Genomic DNA, 15,689 nt, shown 5'->3' with positions numbered 1-15,689 from the left:
CGCCGCCGCGCGCCGCGCCCGGCCCGCGCGCCGGCGCCTTCCTCGCCGCCGCGCCTCCCTCCACCGAATGACCGCCCCGCGACGCCCCGCCGCCGAGGCGATCGCCATCGTCGGCGCCGCCTGCCGCCTGCCCGGCGCGCCCGACCTCGACGCCTTCTGGCGCCTGCTCGCCGAGGGGCGGGACGCGGTCGGCACCGTGCCCCCCGGCCGCTTCGACCAGGCGCGCTTCCTCCACCCCCGCCGCGGCGAGCCGGGGCGCAGCTACACCTTCGCCGCCGGCGTGCTGGACCCGGTCGGCGGCGAGGACGCGGCCCGGATGTTCGACGCCGCCGCCTTCGGCCTCTCGCCGCGCGAGGCGGCGGAGATGGACCCGCAGCAGCGCGTCCTGCTCGAGGTCGCGGCCGAGGCGCTGGAGGACGCCGGCTGGCCGGCCGCGCGCGTCGCCGGGCGGCGGATCGGCGTCTTCGTCGGCGGCTCCTCGACCGACTACGCCGAGCTGCGCCTCGCCGACATCGCCGCGGCCGACCGCTACCAGATGACCGGCAACGCGCTGTCCATCCTCGCGAACCGGCTGAGCAACGTGTTCGACCTGCGCGGCCCGGCGCAGACGATCGACACCGCCTGCTCCTCCTCCCTGGTGGCGCTGCACCTCGCGGCGCGCGCCCTGCGCGACGACCCGCGCCTGGACGCCGCGCTGGTCGGCGGCGTCAGCATGCTGCTGAGCCCCTATGGCTTCATGGGGTTCTCGATGGCCGGCATGCTCTCCCCGAGCGGGCGCTGCCGCGCCTTCGACGCGCGCGCCGACGGCTACGTGCGGGCCGAGGGCGCCGGCGTGGTGGTGCTGAAGCGCCTCCGCGACGCGCTCGCCGACGGCGATGCGATCCGCGCCGTGCTGCTCGGCACGGGCGTGAACGCGGCGGGGCGCACCGTCGGGCTGTCGCTGCCGAACAGGGAGGCGCAGGCGGCGCTGCTCGCGGAGGTGCTGGCCGAGAGCGGCGTCGCGCCGGACCGCTTCGCCTATTTCGAGGCGCACGGCACCGGCACCCAGGCCGGCGACCCGGTCGAGGCCGGCGCGCTCGGCGCGGCGATCGGGCGGCACCGCAGGGCGCCGCTGCCGGTCGGCTCGGTCAAGACCAACATCGGCCACCTCGAGGCGGCCTCCGGCATGGCCGGGCTGCTCAAGGCGATGCTGGTGCTGGAGCGCGGCGCGATCCCGCCCTCGCTGCATTTCGAGACGCCCAATCCGGACATCGATTTCGCCGGCCTCGGCCTCCGCGTCGCCACCGCGCCGGAGCGGCTGCCGCGCCGCGCCGACGCGGTGGTGGGCGTGAACAGCTTCGGCTTCGGCGGCACGAACGCGACGGCCCTCCTCGGCCCGGCGCCGCGGCCGCGGCGCGCGCGCGCCAGGGGCGCCGCCGCTCCCGCGCGCGGCGAAGTGCCGGCGCCCGCGCCGGAGCCGCCGCTGCTGCTCTCGGCCCGCTCCGCCGGGGCGCTGCGGGCGCTCGCGGAGCGTTGGGAGGCGGCGCTCGCCGGGGCCGACGCCGCGCGGGTCGCCGCCCTGAAGCGCGGCGCGGCGCGCCATCGCGACCTCTTCGCGCACCGGCTGGCGCTGCGCGGCACGGAGGCGAGGGAGCTCGCCGCCGCCCTCGCCGCCTGGCGCGACGGCGGGCGGCCGCCCGCCGGCGTCGAGCACGGCGTCGCGGTGCGCGGCGGCCTGGCCTTCGTGTTCAGCGGCAACGGCGCGCAATGGGCCGGCATGGCGCAGGAGGCGCTCGCCGCCTCCGCCGAGTTCCGCGCCGGCGTGGCGGAGGCCGACGCCGCCCTTTCCCCGGTGCTCGGCGTCTCGCCGCTGGCGATGCTCGAGGCGGGCGTGACGGCCGAGGCGCTCGCCGGCACCGACATCGCCCAGCCGCTGCTCTTCGCCGTGCAGGTCGGCATCGTCGCGGCGCTGCGCGCGCACGGCATCGCGCCGGCGCTCTGCCTCGGCCATTCGGTGGGCGAGGTGGCGGCGGCCTGGTGCGCCGGCGTCCTCGACCTCGCCGACGCGGCGCGGCTGATCGCCACCCGCTCCCGCCACCAGCACGCGACGCGCGGGAAGGGGCGCATGGCCGCGCTCGGCGGCGCCACGCCGGAGGAGGCGGCGCCGGTCCTGGAGGCGTGCGGCCCGGGCCTGGAGATCGCGGCGATCAACGGACCGGCCGCGCTCACCCTCGCCGGGCCGGAGCCCGCCCTGGAGCGCGTCGGCCGCGAGGCGGAGCGGCGGCGCTGGAGCTTCGTGCCGCTCGATCTCGACTACGCCTTCCATTCGGCGGCGATGGACCCGGTGCGGCCGAGGCTGCTCGCCGACCTCGCCGCGCTCGCGCCGCGGCGGGCGGCGATCCCCTTCGTCTCCACCGTCACCGGCGCGGCGCTCCCGGGCGAGCAGTGCGGCGCCGCCTACTGGTGGCGCAACCTGCGCGCCCCCGTGCGCTTCATGGACGCCGTCCGCGCCGCCGCCGGCGAGGGCGCGGGCCTGTTCCTGGAGATCGGCCCCAACCCCGTGCTGCAGAGCTACCTGCGCGAATCGCTGCGCGACGCCGCGGCGGGCGAGTGCGCGGTGCTCGCCACCCTCTCGCGCCGCGACCCGCCCGCGGCCGATCCCTTCCCCGCCATCGCCGACCGCGCCTTCGCCCGCGGCGCCGATCCGCGCGGCGCGCCGGGCTTCGCCGGCCCGGCCGAGCGGCGCGCCCTGCCCAAGACGCCCTTCGAGCGCAGGCCGGTCTGGTTCCCCGCCACCGTGGAATCGCGCCGCCTGACCGAGGCCACGCGCGAGCACCCGCTGCTCGGCTGGCCCGAGCCGGGCGCCGAGCCGGCGGCCGTCTGGACCCGCACCCTCGACACCGAGGCGGAGCCCTGGCTCGCCGACCACCGGCTGCTCGGCGAGCCGGTGCTGCCGGCGGCGGCGATGGTCGAGATGGCGCTCGCCGCGATCGCGGCGCGGGCGCCGGAGGCGGCGGCGCTCGAGGTGGCGGAGTTCCAGATCCTGCGCGCCCTGCCGCTGGAGGCGGCGCGGGCGCGCGAGATCCGCTGCGCCCTCGACGGCGAGGGCGGCTTCACCCTCGCGAGCCGGCGCCGGCTGTCGGAGGAAGGCTGGACGCTGCATGCGCGCGGCCGCCTCGCCGCCGCGCCGCGCCTGCCGGCGATGGCGACCCGTGCCGGGCCGGACGTGACGCCCGCGGCGCGGACCGTCGCCGGGGCGGAGGTGGTGGCGCTCGCCGCGCGCTGCGGGCTCGACTATGGCCCGGCCTTCCAGGCCGTCGAACGGGTGGAGGTGGAGGGCGAACGCGCACGCGCCGTGCTGCGCCTGCCGGACACGGCGCCGGGCGACGACGCCGGCTGGACGCTGCACCCGGTGCGCCTCGACGGCGCGCTGCAGGGGCTCGTCGGGCTGCTCGCCGGGCTCGCCCGGCCGGACGGGCAGGCCCTGGTGCCGGTGCGCTTCGGCCGCGTGGTCGCCGCCCGCGGCGCGGCCCCGATCGCCGGCGCGGAGATCGCGCTCGGACGGCGCGGCACCCGCTTCCTCTCGGCGGACCTCGTGCTGCGCGACGCCGAGGGCGGGGCGGTCGCGTGCGTCGAGGACCTGTGGCTGCAGCGCGTGCGCCTGGCGCCGCGCGCGGCCGATGCCGCGGAGGGGCTGTTCCGCGTCGCGCTGCTGCCCGCCGCCGCGGCGGAGATGCCGCAGGCGCCGGGCCTGGAGGTCGCGCTGGCGGCCGCGCGCGCGGCCGATGCGGCGCGCGACCTCGGCGAGACGGCGCTGCTGCTGGAGGGCCTCGTCGCCTCGGCCGCCCATGCGGCGCTGGCCGCGACGCCGCCCGGCGCCCCCCTCGGCGCCACGCCCTACCAGCGCGCCCTGCTCCGCGTGCTGGCCGCCGAGGGGCTGGCCGCGCCGGCAGGGGGCGACGCGGCGGCCGGGGCATGGCGCTTCGACCTCGGCCCCCCGCTGCCGCCGGCGGTGGAGATCTGGCGCTCGGTGCTGGCCGAGCAGCCGCTCCTGGCGCAGGACCTCGCCTGGATCGCCCGCGCGGCGGAGCGTCTTCCGGCGGCGCTGTTCGGCACGGGCGACGGCGCGCCCGGCGCGGCGGACCAGCCGCCGCCGGAGAGCGCCGGTTTCGAGCGGCTCGCGGAGGTGCTGGCCGCCGCGGTCGCGGCCCTCGCCGCCGCCTGGCCGGCGGAGCGGCCGCTGCGCGTGCTGGAGCTCGGCGCCGGCGGCGCGCTGACGCGCAGGGCGCTGGAGGCGCTCGGGCGCAGCGGGCGGCGCGTGCTCTACACCGCGGTCGGCGGCGCCACGCCCGCGGAGGCGGCCCGCGCCGCGACGCCGCACCCGGCCGCCGCCGGGCGGGTGGAATTCGCCTGGGAGGGCTGGGACCCGCTGGCCGCCGGCGGCGGCCCCCGCGGCGGCCCGGCGGACCTGGTTCTCGGCCTCGGCGCCGCGCTGCGCACCGGCGGCGCGGCGCGGGACGCGGAACCGCTGGCCGCCGCCCTGCTCCGCCACGCCGCGGCGCCCGGCGCGGCGCTGCTGCTGGCCGAGCCGCTGGCCGGGCGGGTCTGGGATTTCGTCGGCGGCCAGGAGCCCGCCTGGTGGGAGGGCAGCGGCCCCGGCGGCTCCGCCTTGCGCGACGCCGCGGGCTGGCGAGCCGCGTTGCAGGCGGCGGGCTGGCAGGAGGCGGCGGCGACGCCGCTCGCCGCCGCGCCCTGGCCGGCGGCGCTGCTCAGCGCGCGGGCGCCCGCTGCGGCCGCGTCCGCCGCCCGCCCCGCTCTGCACGCGGCGGCGGAGCCCGAGCCCCTCGCCGCGACCGTGCCGGCCGTGCGCGCCCCGCCTCCCGCCGCCGCGCCGGCCGCCGCGCCGCGCGCGGTGGTGCTGGTCGCCGATGCGGCCTCGGCGCGGCTGGCCGAGGCGCTGGCGGCCGCGCTGGCCGATGCCGGCGCGCCGCCGGTGCAGCGGCACGACCTGACCGGCGCGGTGCTGCCGCCGCGGGCGCTGGCGGGCGCCACGGTCGCGCTGCTGGCGGCGCCCGGGCGGCGCGAGCTGCCCGCCGCGCTCGCCGCCACGGTGCGCTGGGCCGAGGCGGCGCGGGGCAGCGCCGCCGCCTTCCGCCTCGTCACCCAGGGCGGCGCGCAGCCCGAGGACGCCGCGCATCGCCCGGCCGCCGCGGCGCTGTTCGCGCTCGGCCGGGTGCTGGCCAACGAGATGCCCGAGCTGGCGCCGCGACGCCTCGACCTCTGCCCCGGCCTGGCGCCGGAGGAGGCGGCGCGCCGCCTGCTGCCCGACCTGCTCGGCCCGACCGATGGCGAGGCGGAGGTCTCCCTCACCGCCGCGGCGCGCCTCGTGCCGCGGCTGCTGCCCGGCGCCGCGGAGGGCGAGGCCGCGCCCGCCGGCCCGGCGATCCTCGCGGTGCGCGAGCCCGGGCAGCTCGCCAGCCTCGCCTGGGAGCCGCAGGCCGATCCGCGCCCCCCCGGCCCGGGCGAGGTGCTGCTGCGCGTCGAGGCGGCCGGGCTCAATTTCCGCGACCTGATGTGGGCGCAGGGCCTGCTGCCGGAGGAGGTGCTGCTCGACGGCTTCGCCGGCCCGACGCTCGGCATGGAGTGCGCCGGCGTGGTCGAGGCGGCGGGGCCGGGCGTGCGGCTGCGGCCCGGCGAGGCGGTGTTCGGCTTCGCCCCCGCCGCCCTCGCCTCGCGCGTCCTGACGCGCGCCGAGGCGCTGGCGCGCCGGCCGGAGGGCCTCTCGCCGGCGGCGGCGGCGACGGTGCCGGTCGCCTTCCTCACCGCGGTCTATGCGCTGGAGCACTGCGCCCGGCTGCGCGCCGGCGAGCGCGTGCTGGTCCACGGCGGGGCGGGCGGCGTCGGCCTCGCGGCGCTGCAGGTGGCGCTGGCCGCCGGGGCGCGCGTCGCCGCCACCGCGGGGACCGAGGCCAAGCGCGCCTTCCTGCGCGCCGCCGGGGCGGAGATCGCGCTCGACTCGCGCGATCCCGGCTTCGCCGACGCGCTGCGCGCGCACTGGCCCGACGGCGTGGACGTGGTGCTGAACTCGCTCGCCGGCGAGGCGATGGAGCGCTCGCTCGGCCTGCTCCGCCCCTTCGGCCGCTTCGTCGAGCTGGGCAAGCGCGACTACGTGGAGAACCGCCGCGCCGCGCTGCGCCCGCTGCGCCGCAACGCGACCTACTTCGCGGTGGACGTGGACGCGCTGCCGCGCGCGAGGCCCGAGCTCGCCGCCAGCCTGCTCGGCGACATCCGCGCGCGCCTCGCCGAGGGCGCGCTGCTGCCGCTGCCCCATGTGGTGCGCGGGGCGGAGGAGGCGGAGGCGGCGTTCCGCACCCTCCAGGCCTCGGCGCACATCGGCAAGATCGTGATCGTGCCGCCGCGGGCCGAGGCGGCGGCGGCGCGGCGCGCGGCGGCGCCGGCGACGGCGTGGCAGCCGGCGGCGGAGGGCGTCTGGCTCGTCGTCGGCGGCATCCAGGGCTTCGGGCTGGAGGCGGCGAAGTGGCTCGCGGCGCGCGGCGTCGCGCGGCTCGCGCTGATCGGCCGGCGCGGGCCGGCGACGCCCGGCGCCGAGGCGGCGCTGCGCACCCTCGCCGCCCTCGGCGCGCGCGCCTCGCTCCATGCCTGCGACGCGACGGACGGCGCGGCGCTGGCGCGCACGCTGGACGCGATCCGCGCCGGTGCCGGCGCGCCGATCCGCGGCGTGGTGCACGCCGCCGCCGCCTTCGACGACGGCGCGGCGATCGCCATGGACGCGGCGCGCTTCGCCTCGGTGCTCGCGGCGAAGCTGGCGGTGGCGGAGAACCTCGACCGGCTGACCGCGGGCGACCCGCTGGAGGCCTTCGTGCTGTTCTCCTCCGCCACCACGGCCTTCGGCAATCCGGGCCAGGCGAACTACGTCGCGGCCAACGCGGCGCTGGAGGCGCTGGCGCGCCGCCGCCGCGCGCAGGGCCGCCCGGCGGTGGCCGTCGCCTGGGGGCCGATCGCCGATGCCGGCGTGCTCGCCGCGGATCCGGCCACCGCGGAGACGCTGCGCCGCCGCCTCGGCGTCGCGCCGATGCCGGCGGCGGAGGCGCTGGAGGCCGGGCTCGGCGCGGCGCTGCGCCCGGACGCGCCGGCGGTGGTCGGGCTGGCGCGCATCGCCTGGGCGCAGGCGCGCATGGCGCTGCCGGTGCTGGCCGAGCCCGCCTTCGCCGCGGCGCTGCGCGCCGCGGGCAGCGGCGAGGCGGGCGGCGAGGCGGCGGTGGACCTGCGCGAGCGGCTGCGCGCCCTGCCGGCGGAGGAGGCGCGCGCGCTGCTGCGCTCCCTCGTCGCCGAGGAGGCGGCGCGCATCCTGCGCCTGCCGCCCGAGGCGGTGCCGCTCGACGCGCCGGTCGCGGGCTTCGGCCTCGACAGCCTCGGCGGCCTCGAACTGCGCATGGCGCTGGAGCGCCGCATCGGCGCGCAGGTCCCGCTCGCCGCGGTGACCGAGGACCTGACCCTCGCCGTGCTTGCCGGGCGCATCGCGGAGGTGGTGCTGGAGGACCGCGACGAGGCGGCCCTGGCGACGCTGATGGAGGCCCACGAGCCCGGCGCCGCCCGCGCCCCGGCGGAGGCCGCGGAATGAAGGGCGGCGGCTTCGGCCTCTCCCAGACCGCGCGGCTCGCCCTGCTGCAGCGCCTGGCGCGGCGGCGCGACGGCGCGGAGGGAGCGGCGGCGCCGGCGGAGGAGGTCTCCGACCCGCGCGGCTTCGCGGGGCTGCCCGGGCAGCGCGACTTCGCCCTGATCCGCGCGGCCGGCGAGGCGCTCGGCCTGGAGAACCCCTTCTTCCGCCCGCACGAGGGCGTCGCGGGCGCGCGCACGCGCATCGGCGGGCGCGACTACCTCAACTTCTCCTCCTACAACTACCTCGGCCTGAACGGCGATCCGCGCGTCGCGGCGGCGGCGAAGGCGGCGATAGACCGCTACGGCATCTCCGCCTCCGCCTCGCGCATGGTCTCCGGCGAGCGGCCGGTGCATGCCGCGCTGGAGGCGGCGCTGGCGGAGAACTACGGCGCCGAGGCGTGCCTCGCCTTCGTCTCCGGGCACGCGACGAACGTGACGGTGATCGGGCACCTGCTCGGCCCGCGCGACCTGATCGTGCACGACGCCGCGATCCACAATTCCTGCGCCGAGGGCGCGCGGCTCTCCGGCGCGCGGCGCGTCGCCTTCCCGCACAACGACTGGCGCGCCGCGGAGCGCGAGATGGCGGCGGCGCGGCGCGGCGCGAAGCGCGCCCTGCTGCTGATCGAGGGCCACTACAGCATGGACGGCGACGTGCCGGACCTCGCGCGCTTCGCCGCCATCGCGCGCCGGCACGAGGCCTGGCTGATGGTGGACGAGGCGCATTCGCTCGGCGTGCTCGGCGCCACCGGGCGCGGGGTGTTCGAGCAGTGCGGCGTGGACCCGTCCGAGGTGGACATCTGGATGGGGACGCTCTCCAAGACGCTCTCCGCCTGCGGCGGCTACATCGCGGGGCGGCGGGCGCTGGTGGACTACCTGAAGCACTCGGCGCCGGGCTTCGTCTATTCGGTCGGCCTCGCCCCGCCGCTCGCCGCGGCGGCGCTGGAATCGCTCGCGATCCTGCGCGCCGAGCCGGAGCGGGTGCGGCGGCTGCAGGCGAACGCGACGCTGTTCCGCGACCTCGCGCGCGCGCGCGGGCTCGATGTCGGGCATTCGGCGGGGATGGCGATCGTGCCGGTGATCGTCGGCTCCTCGGTCGGGGCGGCGCGGCTCTCGGCGGCGCTGTTCGCGCGCGGCATCAACGTCCAGCCGATCCTCTTCCCCGCGGTGCCGGAGGCGAGCGCGCGGCTGCGCTTCTTCCTCAGCGCCGAGCACGGCGAGGCCGAGATCCGCGAGGCGGTGGAGGCGACCGCCGCCGCCCTCGCCGAATCCGGCCCCCTCGAGCTGCCGGGGTGAGCGGCGGGCCCGATCGCGAGGCAGCGCCGGGGGCGCGCGCGGCGGAGCGGAGCATGGGAGGCGGCGCCACGCCCCGGCTGCGCATCGCGCTGCTGACGCTGGAGAGCACGGCGAGCGCCGCCGCCGTCGCCGCCTTCGCCCGCGTGCAGCGCGAGCGGCTGGTGCTGGTCGGGCGATCGGATCCCTACCGGCGCGCCGCGGGCGGGATGGCCGGGCAGCTCTGGCGGCACCTGCGGCGCTCCGGGCCGCGCCTGCTGCCCTGGCTCGCGCTCGAATTCGCGCTGCCGCGGCTGTTCTCGGCATGGCGGCTGGACGACGCCGGCTCGCTCGCCGCGGTCTGCCGGGAGGCGGGGGTGCCGATGGTGGCGGTGCGGGACGTGAACGGGCCGCCCTTCCACGCGGCGCTGCGCGAGGCGCGGGCCGACCTGATCGTCACCTTCCACTTCGACCAGATCCTGACGGCCGAGACCATCGCGCTGGCGCCGCGGGGCGGGATCAACGTGCATCCCTCGCTGCTGCCGCGCCACCGCGGGCCGATGCCGGCCTTCTGGGCGCTGCAGGAGGCGCCGCCGGCGCTCGGCGTCACGGTGCACCGGCTGGTGCCGCGCATCGACGCCGGGCCGGTGCTGGTCCAGCGCCCGATGCCGCTGCCGGCGGGCCTCAGCGTCGCCACCGCGGCGCGGGCGCTGCACGCGATGGGGGCGGGGCTGGCGAGCGAGGCGGTGGCGATGATCGAGGCGGGCGCGGCGAAGGAGAGGTCCTTCGCCCCCCTCCCGTACTGCCCGTTCCCCTCCGCCGCCGCGCTGCGGACGGCGCGGCGGCGCGGCGTGCTCCTGGTGGATGCGGAGGACTGGCGCGCGGCGCGGGCCGCCCGATTCTAGAGCAGATCGCGGAAGGCTGGAAACAGCCGGGAGCGCGACTCTGCTCGGCCAACGACGAGCCGGTTGGCGCGCCCGGCCGTCTGCGATCCGCTCGAGCGCGCAACGCCCGCCTCGCCCGTGCCTCCGGCCGTCCGGGCCGGCGCCGCTCGAACGGGCGGCGCCTTCCCGCCCGCCGCCGCCCGTGCGGGATCCGGCCGGCGTCGGGCGACGCCGCGCCCACGCGCGGCCTTCATGCGGTCCGCCTCGCCAACGCCTCGATCTCCGCCATGCGGCGATCCACCCGCTCCGGCCGCTGGCTCCCGAGGTTCACCACCAGGCGGTCCACGCCCAGTTCCGCGTACTCCTGCATCGCGTCGACCGGCATGGACATCGGCGGGGTGACGATGATCTCGAACCCCTCCCCGCGCTTGCGCCCGGCCATCGCCAGCGCCGCGTCGAGGCGCGCGATCACCTCCCGCACCGCCGCCGGGTCGCGGTTGAAGCCGTACCATCCGGCACCGAAACGCGCCGCGCGGCGCAGCGCCGGGGCCGCGTAACCGCCGACGACGATCGGCACGTGCGGCTTCTGGATCGGCTTGGGGTCCAGCCGGCAGGTCTCGAACCGTACCCATCGGCCCGCGAAGTCCACCACCGGCTCGGTCCACAGCCGCCGCATGACCTCGAGGAACTCGTCGCAGCGGGCGCCGCGGTCCTCCCAGCCGTAGCCGCAGGCCTCGACCTCCTCCTTGTTCCAGCCGACGCCCACGCCGAAGTCGATGCGGCCGCCGGTCAGCCAGTCCAGCGTGCAGATCTCCTTCGCGGTGTAGAGGGGGTTGCGCTGCGGGACGAGAGCGACGCCGGTGCCGAGGCGCAGCCGGGTCGTCGCGGCCGCCAGGAATCCGAAGGAGGCGGTCACGTCCAGCATGCCGCCTCCTTCCGGCACCGGGATCCGCCCGTCCTTCGTGCCGGAATAGCCGTAGGTGTTCCGGTCGAACAGCACGACGTGCTCGCCCATCCAGAGGGAGTCGAGGCCGATGCCCTCCGCGCGCCGGCCGAAGTCGCGGATCATCTGCGGCGTCGCCAGCGGCGACATGAAGCTGGCGAAGACTCCGATCTTCATCCTGGCCTTCCTCCCCGAACCGGGCGGTCTCGCCGCGCCCGGATGCCCCGTCGCGCCGCGCGCGCCGCTCAACCCGGCACGACGAAGCGCCGCGCCTGGGCGTCGTAGTCCGCATAGCCAAGGGTCGCGCGGAGCTCGGCCGGCGGCAGCGCGCCCGCCGCCTCCGCCTCGCCTGCGGCCAGCGCCGCCAGCCCGGCCTTCATCCCCGCGATCGCCGGCGACAGCAGGCCGGTCGGATAGGTGCCGATCTTCAGGCCGAGCGCCGCCGCCCGCTCCCGCGACGGCGTCTCGCGCGGCGCCCCCGGCGAGAGCACGGCGAAGGAGGGCCGCCCGGCCGCGGCGGCGACGGCGCGGCGAATCTCCTCCTCGTCGGCCGGCGAGTCGAGGAACAGGATGTCGGCGCCCTCCGCCACGTACATCTCGATCCGGGCCAGGGCCTCGTCGATGCCCTGGGTCGGCCGGCAGTCCGTCCGCGCCAGGATCAGCACGCCCGACTCCTTCGCCGCCTCGACGGCCGCGCGGATCTTCATCCGCGCCTCCTCGCGCGGCAGGCAGGGCTTGCCGGCCGCCGTCAGCGCGCGCGGCGTGACCTTGTCCTCGATCAGCACCGCGGCGGCGCCGGCGCGGCCGTAGGCGCGCACGGTGCGCTGCACGTTCATGGCGTTGCCGTAGCCGTGGTCGCCGTCGGCCAGCACCAGCAGGTCCGGCGCCGCGCCCCGCACCATGTTGAAGGAGTCGAACATCTCCGCGAAGGACACCAGGTCGAGGTCCGGACCCCCGAGGCGGCTCGCCGCCACGCAGGAACCGGAGAGGAAGGCCGTCCGGAAGCCGGCACCGGCCGCGAGCTTCGCGCTGAGGCCGTCCCACACGGCGGGCATCACGACGAAGCCGGGCTCGGCGAGCAGGGCGCGCATGCGTTCGGGCGGTGTCATGGGATATCCTTCGGATCGGGATCGCGCCGGCGACGGTAGGGCCGTTCCTCCTGCCGCCCAAGCGGGGCCGGGCGGGTGCCGGGCCTGGGCGCGGCCTGCCCCGCCGCACGCGTCCGCTGCGGCGGACGGCGGCTCGCAGTCCCGCCCCCTCGCGCCGCGTCCGGCCCAAGCGTGACGCACGGCCGCGTCTGCTGCGGCCTGGCCGTCGTCTGCTACGCCACCTTCCCGCGGGCGATCTGCGGGCTGCCGTCGGCCGCGGCCGCGCCGCCGCTCGCGGCGTTCGCGTTCGGCGACAGCCTGGGCACGATCCCCGGCGGGCAGCTCGCGGGGCGGCCCCGGAACCCGCCCGCCGAGGCGGCATCGGCCACGCGACGCGGCCGGAGGCCGCCCCGTCGCCGCCCCCCGGCGAGCCGCCCGGTCGGGCAGGAGGAGGACCGGCTCAGCCGGCGGGCGGCATGGTGCCGGCCAGCGGCGGCAGCCTCACCACGCGCGCGTACCAGGCCTCCAGCTTCGGATGGCCCGGGCGCCACGGCTCGTGAGGGTAGCGGAAGTCGAGGTAGCCCAGCGCGCAGCCGATGGTGATCTCGCCGATCGTGGCCAGGTCGCCCAGGCCGTCGGCCTCCGCCTCCAGGACATCGAGCGCGCGGCGGACCTTGCCCTGCTGCAGCGCGATGTACTCGCGGCGGCCCTCGTCCTGCGGCAGCGCGACCTCGCGCCGGCGGGGCTGGGTGGCGTCCAGGATGCCGTCGCCGAGCGCCTGCTGGCGGAGCGCGGTCCAGCGCGCGGGACCGGAGGCGGGGAACAGCTTCGGCGCGTCCCCCAGGCTGTCCAGGTACTCGCAGATGACCGGGCTGTCGTAGAGCGCGACGCCGTCGTCGGTGAGCAGGGTCGGCACCTTCGAGAGGGGATTCACCGTCGCCAGCGCGGGATCGGTCGTGGCGACGGTCCACTTCTCGATCCGGCCGTCGAGGCCGCGGGCGATGGCGCAGGCCATGACCTTGCGGACGTAGGGGCTGGCCGGCGAGTAGGCGAGCTTCATGGCGCGTTCCCGTTCCCTTGGTGCGGCGGCGGCGACTTTCCCCCGCCGCGCGCATCCCGGCAAGCCGGAGGGCGATGGCGGCGCGGGGGGATCGGGCGCGCTCCCCCTCGATCGCCGCGGCGCCAGCGCCGCCCGCCGCGCGCCTGCCGGCGGGGAGACGGGCAGGCGGAGCGCGCCCGTTCCCGGCGCCGGCGAAGGCGCGGCCGTTCAGGCGGCGAGCTCCAGGATCTCCCGCACCTGCGCCGGGCCGTCGATGCGCCGCGGATTGCGCGGCACCCAGGGCGTGCCCATGGCCTGCTCGGCGATCCGGTCGAAGTGCTCGCGGCCGATGTTCACCGCGGACAGGCTGCGCGGCATGTCGAGGCCGCCGATGAAGGCGTCGAGCAGATCGCCGGCGTCAGCCCCCGGCGATCCCATCGCGGCCGCGACCATCGCCTGCCGCTCCGCGTTGGCGACCTTGTTCCACCGCATCACCGCCGGCAGCATGATGCAGGAGGTGTGGCCGTGCGGGACGTCGAAGGCGGCGCCGAGCACGTAGCCGATCCCGTGGCTCGCCCCCATCGGCACGCCGGTCGCCAGCGGCCCCATCGAGAGCCACGCCCCGAGCTGGCAGTCCATGCGGGCCTGCAGGTCCGAGGGATCCGCCTTCACGCGCGGCAGCCCGCCCACCAGCAGCGCGAGGCCTCGCAGCGCCTGCGCGTCCGCGTAGGGATGCGCCTCCGGCGAGCAGATGCCCTCGACGCAGTGGTCCACGGCACGGATGCCGGTGGACAGGAACAGCCATTCCGGGGTGTGGACGGTGATCGCGGGGTCGAGGACGACCGCGCCCGGGATGATCCGCGGATGGCGGAACAGCTCCTTCACCCGCGTCCGCTCGTCGGTCACGCCGGCGATCGCGCTGAACTCGCCGGCGGAGAGCGTGGTGGGCACGGCGATCTGCCGTACGGTCGGCGCGTTGCACGGCGGCGGGCCGATCGTGCCGTCGGGCCGCTTCACCGGGCGCAGGGCATCCAGCGCCTCCGCCGAGGCGACGTCGTTGGCCAGGCAGAGCTGCACCGCCTTGGCGGCGTCGGTGACCGAACCGCCGCCGACCGTCACGATCAGGTCGGCCCCGGCGGCGCGGGCCATGGCGGTGGCCTCGATGACCGCCCTGCGGGGCGTGTGCGGCGGCACGCGGTCGAACACCGCGGCGCACCTGTTGCCGAGGGCGGCGCGGATCGCCTCGATCTCCCGCGTCTGCCGGTTCAGCGTGCCGCTGACCATCAGGAACACGCGCTCGGCCCCGGCGCGCGCGACGAGATCCGCGACCGCCTGCGCCGCAGGCGTGCCGAAGATGACCTCGTCCATCTGGCTGAAGACCACGCGGCCGCGTGTCGTCATGGCGTTCCCTCCCGTGTCCGTTCCTCGCAGCGTGCATAGATCAGCGGGGAAGCGATGCCGGCGGCAAGAGCCGGGTCCGCTCCGCGCGGGCGCGGCCCCCCGGCGCGGCCACGGCCCTCGCGCCCCCGCGGGAAACGCCATAGGCGGGCCGCCCCTCCGCTCCTCCTCCGGCTCCGGTCAGGGACGCTCGATCCGGTCGATCACGCCGCGCGCGCGCAGCGCCTCGATCTCGGCCTCGGCGTAGCCGACGCCGCGCAGCACCTCCGCGGTGTGCTGCCCGAGCAGCGGGGGCGGCGCCAGCGGCGGCTGCGGCGCCGGCGCGTCCGGGAACTTCACCGGCCGGCCGAGCAGGCGCAGCGTCCCCGCGGCCGGGTGCTCCACCTCCACCACCATCGCCCGCGCCGCCGCGTGGGGGTGGGCGAGCGCCGCGCGGACGCCGAGGATCGGCGCGTGCGGCACGTCGGCCGCCGTCAGCGCCTCCTGCCACTCCGCGACGCTGCGCGCCGGCGTCACCGCGGCGATGCGCGGCTCGATCTCCCCCCGGTGCGCGCGCCGCCCGGCCATGGTCGCGAGGCGCGGGTCGGCGCCGAGGTCGTCGAGGCCGAGCGCGGCGCAGAGCTTCGGCCAGAACCCGTCGGCGAGGCAGGCGATGATGATGGCGCCGTCCTTCGCCGGGAAGCTGCCGTAGGGCACCACCGAGGGATGCGCGTTGCCCATCGGCTCGGGGTCCGCCCCGGTCGCGAAGGCGAGCTGCGCGAGGTAGCCGAGCAGCGCCATCGTGCCGTCGTAGAGGCTGACGTCGATCAGCCGTCCGCGCCCGGTGGCGTGGCGCTCGTGCAGCGCGGCGAGGATCGCCTGGGCGCCGAAGATGCCGCCCGACATGTCGCCGACCGGCAGGCCGAGCTTGACCGGCGGCCGGCCGCGCTCGCCGTTGACGCTCAGCACGCCGGTCAGCGCCTGGGTGACGATGTCGAAGGAGGGCGCCTCGCGCAGCGGGCCGCTCAGCCCGAAGCCGGTGATGGCGCAGTAGATCAGCCGCGGGTTCAGCGCCGACAGCGCCTCCCAGCCGAGGCCGAGCCGGTCCATCACGCCGGGGCGGAAGTTCTCCACCAGCACGTCGGCGGTCGCGGCCAGGCGGCGCAGCGCCTCCGCGCCCTCCGGCGCGCGCAGGTCGATCACCAGGCTCTTCTTGTTGCGGTTGAGGCCGAGGAAGTAGTGGCTCTCCCCGCCGACGAAGGGGGCGAAGCCGCGGGTGTCGTCCCCCTTCCCGGGCGGCTCCACCTTGAGGATCTCGGCGCCGAGGTCGCCGAGGAACTGCGTCGCCAGCGGCCCCGCCAGCACGCGGGTGAGGTCGAGCACGCGCAGCCCGGCGAGCGGGCCGGGCCACGCCGCCTCCCCGCTCATCG

The 15,689-nt window shown here is 78.3% G+C and carries 8 protein-coding genes; 3 read left to right on the top strand and 5 right to left on the bottom strand.

Going from position 1 to position 15,689, the window contains the following annotated elements; translation table 11 throughout:
* The first annotated feature begins 67 nt into the window (after positions 1 to 67).
* From IEX99_RS12050 to IEX99_RS12040, 3 genes are read left to right on the top strand one after another with little or no spacing between them, the layout of a single operon-like run.
* Positions 68 to 7,621, top strand: coding sequence for a type I polyketide synthase (locus tag IEX99_RS12050; protein ID WP_188900535.1), 7,554 nt, complete (start codon positions 68 to 70; stop codon positions 7,619 to 7,621).
* Positions 7,618 to 8,952: an aminotransferase class I/II-fold pyridoxal phosphate-dependent enzyme gene (locus tag IEX99_RS12045; RefSeq protein ID WP_188900532.1), complete on the top strand. Its 1,335-nt coding sequence runs from the start codon at positions 7,618 to 7,620 to the stop codon at positions 8,950 to 8,952. The genes IEX99_RS12050 and IEX99_RS12045 overlap by 4 nt, the downstream gene beginning before the upstream one ends.
* A 53-nt stretch (positions 8,953 to 9,005) precedes the next feature.
* Positions 9,006 to 9,833 carry a formyltransferase family protein gene (locus IEX99_RS12040; RefSeq protein WP_188900530.1) on the top strand — a complete coding sequence of 276 codons (828 nt, stop codon included), beginning with the start codon at positions 9,006 to 9,008 and terminating at the stop codon, positions 9,831 to 9,833.
* Positions 9,834 to 10,062: 229 nt separating this feature from the next.
* On the opposite strand, the gene IEX99_RS12035 is transcribed toward IEX99_RS12040, so the two are convergent.
* From IEX99_RS12035 to IEX99_RS12015, 5 genes are all read right to left on the bottom strand, one after another.
* Entirely contained in the window at positions 10,063 to 10,932 is an 870-nt protein-coding gene (locus tag IEX99_RS12035) for an LLM class F420-dependent oxidoreductase (protein WP_188900528.1), read from the bottom strand.
* 68 nt (positions 10,933 to 11,000) lie between these two features.
* A complete protein-coding gene (locus IEX99_RS12030; protein WP_188900526.1) occupies positions 11,001 to 11,864 on the bottom strand; it encodes an isocitrate lyase/PEP mutase family protein in 864 nt (287 codons plus the stop codon).
* 439 nt (positions 11,865 to 12,303) lie between these two features.
* A complete protein-coding gene (locus tag IEX99_RS12025) occupies positions 12,304 to 12,903 on the bottom strand; it encodes a glutathione S-transferase N-terminal domain-containing protein (RefSeq protein ID WP_188900524.1) in 600 nt (199 codons plus the stop codon).
* A gap of 207 nt (positions 12,904 to 13,110) precedes the next feature.
* Positions 13,111 to 14,283, bottom strand: a complete 1,173-nt coding sequence (locus IEX99_RS12020) for an iron-containing alcohol dehydrogenase (protein WP_188900522.1) — start codon at positions 14,281 to 14,283, stop codon at positions 13,111 to 13,113.
* A 177-nt stretch (positions 14,284 to 14,460) separates the two neighbouring features.
* On the bottom strand, positions 14,461 to 15,687 hold the full coding sequence (locus IEX99_RS12015) for a CaiB/BaiF CoA transferase family protein (RefSeq protein ID WP_188900520.1): 1,227 nt from the start codon (positions 15,685 to 15,687) through the stop codon (positions 14,461 to 14,463).
* Positions 15,688 to 15,689 lie beyond the last annotated feature (2 nt).

Source organism: Caldovatus sediminis (assembly GCF_014644455.1).
Classification (GTDB): domain Bacteria; phylum Pseudomonadota; class Alphaproteobacteria; order Acetobacterales; family Acetobacteraceae; genus Caldovatus; species Caldovatus sediminis.
The sequence above is the reverse complement of the archived record's forward strand: the minus strand, read 5'-3'. Positions and strand labels throughout refer to the sequence as shown.

Excerpts from the sequence above, each read along its gene's own strand:
- IEX99_RS12015 (WP_188900520.1), bottom strand. The coding sequence starts at position 15,687 with ATGAGCGGGGAGGCGGCGTGGCCCGGCCCGCTCGCCGGGCTGCGCGTG.
- IEX99_RS12020 (WP_188900522.1), bottom strand. The coding sequence starts at position 14,283 with ATGACGACACGCGGCCGCGTGGTCTTCAGCCAGATGGACGAGGTCATC.
- IEX99_RS12045 (WP_188900532.1), top strand. The coding sequence starts at position 7,618 with ATGAAGGGCGGCGGCTTCGGCCTCTCCCAGACCGCGCGGCTCGCCCTG.
- IEX99_RS12035 (WP_188900528.1), bottom strand. The coding sequence starts at position 10,932 with ATGAAGATCGGAGTCTTCGCCAGCTTCATGTCGCCGCTGGCGACGCCG.
- IEX99_RS12050 (WP_188900535.1), top strand. The coding sequence starts at position 68 with ATGACCGCCCCGCGACGCCCCGCCGCCGAGGCGATCGCCATCGTCGGC.
- IEX99_RS12030 (WP_188900526.1), bottom strand. The coding sequence starts at position 11,864 with ATGACACCGCCCGAACGCATGCGCGCCCTGCTCGCCGAGCCCGGCTTC.
- IEX99_RS12025 (WP_188900524.1), bottom strand. The coding sequence starts at position 12,903 with ATGAAGCTCGCCTACTCGCCGGCCAGCCCCTACGTCCGCAAGGTCATG.
- IEX99_RS12040 (WP_188900530.1), top strand. The coding sequence starts at position 9,006 with ATGGGAGGCGGCGCCACGCCCCGGCTGCGCATCGCGCTGCTGACGCTG.